At 62.0% G+C, this 10913-nt stretch carries 8 protein-coding genes and 1 tRNA gene; all 9 read right to left on the bottom strand.

Annotated elements, in window-relative coordinates; translation table 11 throughout:
* Window positions 1-522 precede the first annotated feature (522 nt).
* Window positions 523-595 (bottom strand) — tRNA-Asn (locus ACI38B_RS03995).
* 531 nt (window positions 596-1126) lie between these two features.
* Window positions 1127-2170 (bottom strand): tRNA (adenosine(37)-N6)-threonylcarbamoyltransferase complex transferase subunit TsaD, encoded by a 1044-nt coding sequence (tsaD, locus tag ACI38B_RS03990; RefSeq protein ID WP_439729619.1) that lies wholly within the window; start codon window positions 2168-2170, stop codon window positions 1127-1129.
* 94 nt (window positions 2171-2264) lie between these two features.
* Entirely contained in the window at window positions 2265-2819 is a 555-nt protein-coding gene (rimI, locus tag ACI38B_RS03985; RefSeq protein WP_439729618.1) for a ribosomal protein S18-alanine N-acetyltransferase, read from the bottom strand.
* A gap of 42 nt (window positions 2820-2861) precedes the next feature.
* Window positions 2862-3743 (bottom strand): tRNA (adenosine(37)-N6)-threonylcarbamoyltransferase complex dimerization subunit type 1 TsaB, encoded by an 882-nt coding sequence (gene tsaB, locus ACI38B_RS03980; protein ID WP_439729617.1) that lies wholly within the window; start codon window positions 3741-3743, stop codon window positions 2862-2864.
* A gap of 105 nt (window positions 3744-3848) precedes the next feature.
* A complete protein-coding gene (tsaE, locus tag ACI38B_RS03975) occupies window positions 3849-4475 on the bottom strand; it encodes a tRNA (adenosine(37)-N6)-threonylcarbamoyltransferase complex ATPase subunit type 1 TsaE (protein WP_439729616.1) in 627 nt (208 codons plus the stop codon).
* A gap of 44 nt (window positions 4476-4519) precedes the next feature.
* Entirely contained in the window at window positions 4520-5503 is a 984-nt protein-coding gene (gene holA / locus ACI38B_RS03970; protein WP_439729615.1) for a DNA polymerase III subunit delta, read from the bottom strand.
* A gap of 62 nt (window positions 5504-5565) precedes the next feature.
* Window positions 5566-7452, bottom strand: coding sequence for a ComEC/Rec2 family competence protein (locus ACI38B_RS03965; RefSeq protein WP_439729614.1), 1887 nt, complete (start codon window positions 7450-7452; stop codon window positions 5566-5568).
* Window positions 7449-8102: a ComEA family DNA-binding protein gene (locus tag ACI38B_RS03960; RefSeq protein WP_439729613.1), complete on the bottom strand. Its 654-nt coding sequence runs from the start codon at window positions 8100-8102 to the stop codon at window positions 7449-7451. The genes ACI38B_RS03965 and ACI38B_RS03960 overlap by 4 nt, the downstream gene beginning before the upstream one ends.
* Before the next feature lie 221 nt (window positions 8103-8323).
* Window positions 8324-10913 (bottom strand): leucine--tRNA ligase (leuS, locus tag ACI38B_RS03955; RefSeq protein WP_439729612.1); only part of this gene is annotated, 2590 nt, incomplete at its 5' end.

Below are 10913 nucleotides of genomic sequence, written 5' to 3'. Positions count from 1 at the left end.
ACCTCAGCACCGTCACCACCTGACAGACCCACCCACACCAAACAGCGAAAGGCCTGAAATGATCACCCTCGGTTCTCTCGGAAATGAACAGATATTGTCTTTCCACCCTTACCATAGAATGCGGTCATCGTCTCGTTATCTTGATTCGCCAAACCTGATAATGGCAGATTGGCTTCCAACATGGCAACCCTTGCCTAACGGCGCAGGTCCTCATACAAGATGCACTCTATATGAATTCACTTGCCTTCGAGCAAGGCACTGATTTCAACTCTCCCACTCTTTGAAAACTGTTGATACACCTTGATGATGGTCTCATGCAACTTTCCCTCATGGTCGCAGAGCGAGCCGAATGGACGGACAAGTAGCCGGGATGCGCCGACAAGGCCATCTCGACACGCCGGAATAACACACACATGTTGTCATTTAACCCTTAACCCGTCATTTAACCGCTGATGGAACAGTCACGCAAGGCACATGGGTGTGAAACAGAAACAGCCCCCGGTGACCCGGGGGCTGATGGAGCTCCTGCGGCTGGGCTTGAACCAGCGACCGTCCGATTAACAGTCGGATGCTCTGCCAACTGAGCTACGCAGGAATATCTGCTTTCGCTTTGTCCGTGGGATTAACTCCCGCGCACAATTGATATATATTACACGCGGCAAGCAGATACGCAAATCAAGTGTCTTTTCGGCGTGTCGCCTGTGGTTTCAACGAAAACCGCATCCGGTGCATCGATTGCAACGATTTGACACCATGAAATAAACCCGCCTGCGGTGTGAATTCAATCGCACCGCAGGCGGGTTTTCGCTGCAAACCAACTGGACGAATCCAATGCCTGTCCTTGTTGAGGACCCACTCAGACAACAGCCCATCTGACTGCCGCAATCGCCCAATTGGCCAATCCACTCACCACCATGTGAGGATTCACTCACACAACAGCGGATAATCCGACAGGAATCAACCTCTCGCCCGGTCAATGCACATTCCATGCGGGGATTAGCTCACACAGAGCCCCGCCGCACAAGCAGAACAAGCCACACAAGCCGAACAAGCCGAACGAGTCAGTCCCCCAAGCCAATTTCTCCGGGCAAAAGCTCCCACAGTTGCGAGAGTTGCCAGAATCCACTCACACGCTGATTGTCGTCAACGGCATGGCCGAGTCGATTGGGAAATCCGGGTCGGACGGCTTGACTCCAGCCTCGACCAGATTCACACCAAGCATCGCGACCATAGCCCCGTTGTCCGTGCACAGCTTGATCTGCGGGATACGAACCTCCACCCCGCAACGCTCCCCTTCCTCAAGCAGCTTGGCTCGCAGCTGGGAGTTCGCTGAAAAACCGCCGCCGACAATCAACGTCTTCGAACCGTATTGTTCGCATCCGTGCATTGCCTTTCGAGCCAATACGCTCGCCACGGAATCCGCCAACGACGCGCACACGTCATCCACTGGGATGTCATGCCCTTCGGCCTGCTGCTCCTCAATCCACCGAGCGACAGCGGTTTTGACACCGGAGAAGCTAAAATCGTACGGATGCTCCCGCCCGGCCTTGCCTTGCGTCAACCCTTGGGGCACCCGGATAGCGTGCGGATTGCCTTGCTGCGCGTGACGGTCGATATGCGGTCCGCCTGGGTATGGGAATCCCAGCAATCGCGCGACCTTGTCGAAGCACTCCCCCGCCGCATCATCGAGCGTGGTGCCGACGACATCAATATGCCGCGCGACATCCTCGACATGCAGCAGTGACGTATGTCCGCCGGAAACGATCAGCGCGAGCGTGTCCGGCGGAAACGCGCCGAATTGCAGCTGTGTGACCGCGATATGTCCGATGACATGATTGATGCCGTAAATCGGTTTGTGCGCCGCCCACGCAAGCGCTTTGGCTCCGGAAACTCCGACGGCGAGGCAGCCCGCCAGCCCGGGGCCTGCGGATACTGCAATCGCATCGACGTCGGAAAGCTCAAGCCCGGCATCCGCGAGCGCCTGCCGGACGCATGGGACGAAGGCTTCGGCATGGGCGCGTGAGGCGATTTCGGGGATGACACCGCCGTAGCGCGCATGCTCGTTCATGGATGAGGAGACGACGTTGGATAGCAGGGTGGTACCCCGGACGATGGCCGCGGCGGTTTCGTCGCAGGTGGATTCGATGCCGAGGATGGTTGGCTGGTTCATGGTTGGTTCCTTTGGATGCTGATCATATGCGTTGCACTGCGTGCCGTTCACGCTTGTCGTTCTCATGCCGTTCGTACGTGTCTCAAGGCGTCTGTCACGGGTCATGTCGCATGCCGTCCGTCGCGTCATCACCGGGAAGTGCGAATCCGGCGATATGCGGCGCCAGATCGAGCGCCATGGTGTAAGCATCGACGTTGTCCGGCTGGTAGTAGTGTTTTCGTCTGCCGAGTGTGGTGAATCCTTGATGCCGATACAGTGCCAGCGCGGGTTCGTTGTCGACGCGCACTTCGAGCAGGATGCGACGGGCGCCCTGCATTCTGGCGCGGTCGATAAGCTCGCCCAGCAGCCGTGTGGCGATGCCCTGGCCTTGGTATGGGCGGGCGACACCGATGGTCATGATTTCAGCGTCGTCACCGTCGTACCAGTAGCCGGCGTATCCGCGGATCGGCAGGGTGCCGGTCTGTGCCGCCGTCGAAGGGTCGGCATCGGAATCAGAATCGATGTCAATCAGATACGTGCGCGCGGGTGCGTCGAGTTCTTGGCGAATCATGGTGCTTGTCCACGATCCGCGCCCGAACAGGTCGCGTTCGAGCACAGCGAGCGTGGCAATCAGCGGCTCGCGTTCGAGTGTGGTGTAGTCGACGATCATGGCTGTCGGTCCGTATGTCTGTGTCCCGGTTCAGCTGCGTGGTCAACGGCTGTCGGCCGCGGTTGCGGCGCCGTGGTTGAGCACGTGTTTGAGCGGATTTGGGATGGATACATCAGGCCGGCGCAAATACAAGGGTTCTGCGCTTGCCGGGGTCGTTCCCGCGTTGAGCTGGGTCATGGCCAGTTCAGCGAATGCCCGCAACCCAGGTTCGCCTTGTTCCGGCAGGGATGCGTCAAGGACAACGCCCGGATGTTCGAGCTGGTTCCAGGCTTGGCTGTAGCGTTGGGCGCCATGTCCGATGACATCGACGATGACGTCAATCTGCCTGCCGAGCCCGTCAGTCTCCCGCATCTGATGAACGACGGCGTTCACACGTTGCACGATATTGTCCGGATAGTCGATATCCATGCCGATCAACGTGGCGATACGGCCGCGTTCTTCCACGGGTTGCGAGGTACGCAACGCGTTGAGGTAGGCTTGCGCGTCGACGAGCTGGAAGTACAATTGGCGACGCCTGGCATCGTTGACGGCGAGGATGAGCCGATGCGGCCCGTCCGGATCGGGTTCGCTGTCTTGCGCCTGTTCGCCGGTGATGGGAGCGAGGCTGCCGTCTTCCTTGCGCAGGAGGCCGAGTAGCGCCTGCGCGTCGAGAATGTCCTGCCCGATCAGTTGGGCGCCGGTCGCGAAAGCGAGCGCTTTGGCGGTGACAATTCCCGCCCGAAGTCCGGTGAACGGTCCCGGACCGGTGCCTACGATGATGCGGCTGATGTCCTGCGGCTGGATTTTCGCCTGCTCGCAGGCGCGGCTGATATTGACTTGGAGGCGTTCGACATGGGTTCGTGAGTCGGTTTCGATGATGGGCTCGTGCCCGACGAGCCCCACCGTCGAACCATATGATGTGTCGATGACCAGCGTATGCGTCATGGTGCCTCCTGCGTGTTTGCGGATCCTCAGTTACTTTACTCTTGTCGCGCGGGTGATGCTCGGGCGTTGAAGTTTGCAGTGCCCGGGCAAAGACGTGAGCGGCGCTTACCGAAGGTCGGCTATGGCGTCAATCCGTCGCTGCCATGGTTTACCGACGGGAATGAGTTCGACGGTTCTGATGCCGTCGCTGGTCAGTTCCGGCGTGGCGCTTTCTGCTCCCCTGTCAGTGTGCGGGGCGGCTGGCAAGGGCCTGCCGATGTGGATGTCGAGCCGTTCGTCGGCGAGCGCGGCAGCCATTTGCTCGCCCCATTCCATGAGGATGACGGTGTTGTCGCTCGGGTTGTCGAGCTCTTCGTCAAGGCCAATGGATTCGAGCTCGTCAAGCAGCCGGTCCACACTATCTTGTCCCGGCGCGTACGCGTTTCCACCCAGCCGGTAGGCGTCGACATGGATGAGGGTTGCCGGCGTACCGTCGGCGAATCGGCCGTGCAGTTCGCGCGCGATGGTGAACGTGGGCGACACGACGGGTTCGTCGGCGTGCAGTCCGGCGCCGATGCCTTGGGCGAGCGTGGTTTTCCCGGCTCCCAGCGGCCCGGACAGGAGCAGGACGTCACCGCCTTGCAGCATGCTGCCGATGCGGATGCCGAGCGCGCGCATCGCGTCGGCGGTGGGAACTTCAACGCTCAGCGTCGTGCCGGTATCACTTGTGTTTGCATTGATCGTATGTGTCATGGCGTGTTCTCGATGTCTGGTTGTTCGGTGCGTCCGGCTCATGTTCAGGCCGCTGGCCTGCCTTTGCGGGCGATGAGTTGGATGGCTTGTTCGAGCGCGTATACGGGGTCGCCGCCGTTGGTTTTGCATTGTTCATCAGCCCACGCGAGCTGTTGAATGCATGCGGACAGCCCTGCGGAGGTCCATCCGGTCAGCTGGCGCATGGTGTTGCGCATGACCCACGGGTTGGTTTTCGCCTCAGCCACGGAAATGGTGCCCGCTCGCACGGCTGACGCCTTGGCGATGGTGCGCAGTTTCAGGGCGAGCGCGCCGATGAGCGCAATCGGGTCGGTGCCCTGCTGGACAGCCGATCGCATGGCGATGATGGCTTGCGTGGTGTTGCCCGCCATGGCAGTGTCGGCGACGGTGAAGCCGGTGACCTGCGGGTTGGCGGTCAGGTACTGGTTCACACGATCAAGCCCGATGGGGTCATCGTCGAAATCGAAGCACAATTGTTCGCACATGGCGGCGAGTTCGCCAGTACGCTCTCCAAGGACCGCGACAAGTTGCTGCGCGGCCGCAGGCTCAATCCGCCGGTGCCGTTGTTCGAATTGCGAGGTGACGAACTGGACTTTCGCCTTCGGGTTTTTCAGGTCGGCGGGTTTGTCGACACGCGCTCCGGCGCGAGTGAGCTCCTCGAGCAATCGTTTGCCTTTGGGCCCGCCTTCATGCTGGGCGATGACGATGCTTGCCTGCCCGGGGTCGGCGACTGCCTGCTTACAGTAGGCGACCATGCTGTCGCCAAGCTGTTCGTCGGCGTTCTGCATATTGGTGACGGTCACGATGGATACGGGCGACAGCAGCGAAGGACTGACGGCTTCGTCGAAAGCGTAACGGTCTGCCGTAGAGGCGTCAAGCTCCACGGTTTCGGCGTCGGGCCGCGCGGCTGAGGCCTGCCGGCGCAAACCGCGTACGGTTTCCTCGTTGAGGTAGGAATCCCCGCCGCAGACGATGCAAAACGGCGGGAAGGTGTGTTTCGTGGCTGCCATGGTTCCAATCTCGCTGTATCGGTGGACATCTTCGGGTGTGTGAGGTATCAGGATGCGACAAGTTATCGATTGCGCCGGTGCCATCGGTCGTCGATCATGGCGCGTGTTTCGGCAAGCCACGTCCGGATCTTTCCACATGCCCGCCATGGGCGTCCCACCGGAGTGCAACCGGCACGGCTGTTGCACGCAATTGTCGGGTGCGGCCGTTGCGCGTGTCCGGCGGTCGCAAAAGTGCGGTATGGTTCCCGCCTGGGTTGCTCCCGGCCAGTTCGCACGCGGCCATAGCGGATTGCGCGGTCACCGATGGCATTCGCCCCCGAGCGGAAGATGCCGGGCAGCAACGCGATGACGGCTTGCACGGCGAGCGCCAGCAGCGCCCCCTGGATGCCGGACGGCCATGCCAACGCCGTCCAAGCCGGGGCCGCGCACACATGGGCGGTCAACGCCATGATGGCGGTGCCGCAACTGGCCAGCCATGCGGCCGCGAACGCCACAGCCGGCACGAAAGGCGCGAGCATCAACGCGATCAGCCCGGTGACGGTGGCCCAGCTGACAAACGGCGCCACCATGAGGTTGGCGAGGACGGATAGCAGCGGAATCTGCGGTTCCATAAGGATTTGTATGGGCAAGGTGAATATCTGCGCGGACAGGGTCGTTGCGACCGCTTGACTTGCCGTGTGCGGCAATCGACGATCCAATCGCCGTTGCAACGGCGGGGTGCACAGGGTGATGCCGAGCACCGCCGCACTGGAGAGCGCATACCCGTAGCTTGCGGATTTTCCCGGAGCGAGCGCCAACACCATAATCGTGGTCCATGCGAGCGCGCTAGCGGTCTGCGGCGGACGGCCGAGCAGCATGCCGATAGCGCTGAACGTCCCCATGATTTGGGCGCGCAGCACAGAATCCGACGGGTACACAAGGATGGCGAGCCCCTGATAGGTTGCGATAACGCCGATTGCGGCAATAGGGCGCGGCAGACGGATGGCGGCGCCCAGCCATTGGGCCAGTTGGGCAACGAGGATGAAATGTCCGCCGGACACGGCCATCAGGTGCATGATGCCGCTCGTGCGGAATTCTTGTTCGACCCGTGCCGCATACGTGGTGTCCGGCTGTTCCAAGGAGCCCGGGCCGATGTAATCCTGGCCAAGCAAACCGCAGGTCAATCCCGGCACGAGAATCCGGCCCTGATCAGACAGTCTCGCGGTCACGGCGGCGAAGCTGTGGCGCATCCGATTGGCAAGAGAGCGGGCAGGTTGCGGCACGCGCGTAATCCCGGTGTGCGTGAGGTTACCCACCCACAACGGTCGGCTGCCGAATGCGGCGGGGCTCACGCTTGCCTGTGTGCGAATCTGCATGCCGTGGTCGAGGCTGGCACAGGTGTCGCCGTTGGCGAACAACCGTGCGCTCGCATGCGAGGGTGTCACACGTGCGGCTTCATGCACGCCGAGGATGGTGACATCCGCCTGACAATCGGCTCCGCGTCTCGATGATGCGGTCATCGGCGTGTCGATGCGCATTTCGAGCGTGGACAGTCGCGACGCTGACGTCTGTTGGGCGATGCGCATGGCAGGATCACGTTGTTGCGTCCGCTGGTGGGCGCTGGAGACTAGTATTCCCGCGCCGCTCGCCGTAAGGACCATGACCAGCAGCACGATGCCTGCGCCTGCGGGAACCATGCCCCGCCATGCGGCGCGGATGATGCGGGCAAGACTGCGGCGGGCATACATCATCGCCGCGAGCAATGCGAGCCCGACGGGGAAAGCTACAGGAAGAGCGGGCATCATGGACGCCGACCATGCCGGGGCGTCCGGGGAGGCACCGGAGGCGGGGTTGGCACGGTTGCAGACTGCCGAGGCGGCGAGCTCCCCTGCCCACATGGCAATGGCGACGGGCAGCAGCCTCAGATCGCGGCGGCCGTCGAGGCGGACTCCGGTTGACGTCCGGCTCATCGGACGACCGCCTGGGCTCGCAGTTTTTCGAGGGTTTTCGCCCCGATGCCGCTGACGTTGAGCAGATCGTCGACGCTGGAGAACCGGCCATGCTCATTCCTGTAGTCGATGATACGTTGCGCGGTGACCGGACCGACGCCATTCAAGGTTTGCAGCTGTGCAGCATCCGCAGTGTTGATGTCGATACGCCCGTCATCCGTTGCGGCCGGTGTCGACTCAGGCGCTTTGGACTGTTGAACGGCGCCGGATTGCCCGCTCTGCCCGTCTTCCCCTGCTTGCGGCTGCCCGCCGGCCACCGTGCCGGCATCTGGTGTCGCGTCGTTCGGGGACGCGAAAGCCGATCCCGTGGCTGGGGCAGCGGGTGCATGGCCTGCAGCATCATGCCCGTCAAGCCGTGCAAGATTGACGGATTGCCGAATAAGGAGACCCAAACTGGCGCATAACGCGCCAATGAGTATGAGCATGATGATAGCGGCCTGACCGGGGGTGCATGCCAGTCGCGGACGACGCTCCCCCGGCGTGGCTTGGCATGCCGCGGCTGCGTCAGTGCTTCTCACGCCGGCGAGCGCGGCGAGACTGGTATACCCCGTGCCGGCTGTCGGTCCGGCTGGCTCGCTGGCAGCCGCCAGACCTGTCTCAGATACGGCCACTGAGGCAGTGACCGTTTCGGTCCCGCCGGCGGACTCGGCCGCCCCTGCTCTACGAGGCGGCGGAGGCGGCGAAAGCAGACTGCCCGGGGACGCGTCATCATATTCGGAAAATACAACACCCATGTCTCCAGCATGCCGGGGACATGGGTGCTTTGCACGCCGTCAAGGCAAATGTGGTCAAAGGATGATTCCCTGCTGCGGGAACGCCTTTGACCGGCGAATCACTCCGCCGGGACGATCGACACGATCTTCGGGGCCTTGACGATCACCTTGCGCGGTTCCTTGCCACCGAGACGGTCGGCGACCGCTTCGAGCGCGCGCTTTTCGAGCTCTTCGGGCGCGATATCGGGGCTGACCTCCAGCTTGGCACGAATCTTGCCCTTGATCTGCACGACCGCGGTGACCGTATCCTGGCCGACGTAGCGTTCATCAGCCTTCGGCCACGGCTCATGGGCGAGCGACTCGGCGTGCCCCAGACGGTTCCACAGTTCCTCGCAGATATGTGGGGCGATCGGCGAGAGCATGAGAATCAGCGGCTCCACGGCGGCGCGCGGGACGGCCTTCAAACCAGTCAGATGGTTGTTGAGCACGATGAGCTTGGCAATTGCCGTGTTCGGGCGCATGTTCTCCATTTCCACGGTCACATCGGCAATCGTGTTGTTCAGGAGTTTCAGGGTCTTCTCGTCCATCGGATCGTCGGAGACCTTGACTTCGCCGGTGTTCTCGTCGACCACATTACGCCACAGGCGCTGCAGGAAACGCATGCCGCCGATCACGTTGCGCGTGTTCCACGGGCGGGACTCGTCCAGCGGGCCCATGCTCATCTCATACAGGCGGAAGGTGTCAGCACCGTAGTTCTCATACATGTAGTCCGGGGTGACGATGTTCTTCAGGCTCTTGCCCATCTTGCCGAACTCGCGGTTCGCATGCTGGCCGTGCCAAGTGAAGGTCGGCTCGCCGTCCGGGCCGGCCGGGCCTTCCTCGACCTCGTCGGCGGGCACGTACTGTCCGCGATCGTCCGTGTAGGCGTAAGCCTGAATCATGCCTTGGTTGAACAGCTTGTGGAACGGTTCCGGCGAGCTGACATATCCCAGATCGTACAGGACCTTGTGCCAGAAGCGCGAATACAGCAGGTGCAGCACCGCATGCTCCACGCCGCCGATGTACAGGTCGACACCGCCGGATTCGCCTGCGGTCTTGTTGTGGTGCGGGCCCATCCAGTAGTTGAACTCGTCGGTCTCCACCATGTGCTCGGCGTCTTTGGGGTCGATGTAGCGCATGTAGTACCAGCAGGACCCCGCCCAATTCGGCATGGTATTCGTGTCGCGATGGTACTGCTTGGGACCGTCGCCCAGGTCGAGGGTGATGTTCACCCAGTCGTCGTTGCGGCTGAGCGGCGCCTCCGGGTTGGATTCAGCGTCCTCAGGGTCGAAGGTCTTCGGGCTGTAGTCCGGCACGTCAGGCAGGTTGATCGGCAGCATGCTGTCGGGCAGCAGATGCGGCACCTCGTCCTCGTCGTAGACGATCGGGAACGGCTCGCCCCAGTAGCGCTGGCGGCTGAACAGCCAGTCGCGCAGACGGTAGCTGACCGTGCCCTTGCCGACGCCGGCGGCTTCCAGCCAACCGATGACCTTGTCGATTGCCTCGTCAACACGCAGACCGTCGAGCGACAGGCTGTCGCCCTTCGCATAAGTGGAGTCGGTCGAAGAGTTGACGACGATGCCATCATGGGAGACGAACGGGGCCTTACCCTCATAGTTGGCGAGGTCGTCGTTTGAGCCGGGCAGCGGCTTGACGGTGTAGATGACCGGCAGACCGAACTTGGCGGCGAAATCGTAATCGCGCTGGTCGCCGCCAGGCACCGCCATAATCGCGCCAGTGCCGTAATCCATGAGCACGTAGTCGGCGGTGAAGATTGGCAGCTGCTTGCCGGTGATCGGGTTGGTCGCGTACAGGCCGGTGAACAGGCCGGTCTTCTCGCCGCCCTCGTCGACACGGTCCTTGGCGGTTTTCGCCTCAGCAGCAAGCCGGTACGCGTGCACAGCCTCCTTCGGAGTCGCGTACCCGCCCTTCCATGCTTCGGGCACATCCTGCGGCCAAGCGGCGGGAACATGCTCAAGCAGTTCGTGTTCCGGGGAGACCACCGCGAAGGTGGTGCCGAACAGGGTATCGGGACGTGTCGTATAGACTTCCATATCCTGTTCGCCGTCTTCCGAGGCGACCGGGAAATGCACGGCAGCACCGTGGGATTCGCCGATCCAGTTGCGCTGCATGAGCTTGACCTTCTCAGGCCAGTCGATGGTGTCGAGATCTTGGATCAGTCGGTGGCCATACGCGGTGATGCGCATCGACCACTGGCGCAGCTCGCGCTGGAAAACCGGATAGTTGCCGCGTTCGGAGCGACCTTCCGCAGTGACTTCCTCGTTCGCCAGAACCGTGCCAAGGCCCGGGCACCAGTTGACCGGGGACTTGGAGATGTAGGCGAGACGGAAATCGTTGAGCACGTCGGCCTGCTGGCGGGCGTTGAGATCACTCCACGCCTTGTCTTCGAAGCCGGGGATTGGCTTGGCACCGGACTTGAACTTCTCGACCAGTTCGCTGATTGGGCGGGCGGAACCCTTGCCGCCGTCGCGGCGGACGAAATCAGGGTCGTACCAAGCATCGTAGATGCGGGAGAAAATCCACTGCGTCCAGCGCATGTAATCAGGGTCGATGGTCGCGAAGCTGCGGCGGTTGTCGAAGCTCAGCCCCATGCGATGCAGCTGGCGGCTCATATTCGCGATATTCTGCTCCGTGGTGACGCGCGGATGC

This window comes from Bifidobacterium sp., from assembly GCF_051876855.1.
Classification (GTDB): Bacteria; Actinomycetota; Actinomycetes; order Actinomycetales; family Bifidobacteriaceae; genus Bifidobacterium.
This window is presented reverse-complemented; position numbering and strand designations above follow the sequence as displayed.

What these genes read in the sequence shown, in the direction of transcription:
- ACI38B_RS03965 (WP_439729614.1), bottom strand. Translation starts at nt 7,452, where the DNA reads ATGAGCCGGACGTCAACCGGAGTCCGCCTCGACGGCCGCCGCGATCTG.
- tsaE (WP_439729616.1), bottom strand. Translation starts at nt 4,475, where the DNA reads ATGACACATACGATCAATGCAAACACAAGTGATACCGGCACGACGCTG.
- holA (WP_439729615.1), bottom strand. Translation starts at nt 5,503, where the DNA reads ATGGCAGCCACGAAACACACCTTCCCGCCGTTTTGCATCGTCTGCGGC.
- tsaD (WP_439729619.1), bottom strand. Translation starts at nt 2,170, where the DNA reads ATGAACCAGCCAACCATCCTCGGCATCGAATCCACCTGCGACGAAACC.
- rimI (WP_439729618.1), bottom strand. Translation starts at nt 2,819, where the DNA reads ATGATCGTCGACTACACCACACTCGAACGCGAGCCGCTGATTGCCACG.
- tsaB (WP_439729617.1), bottom strand. Translation starts at nt 3,743, where the DNA reads ATGACGCATACGCTGGTCATCGACACATCATATGGTTCGACGGTGGGG.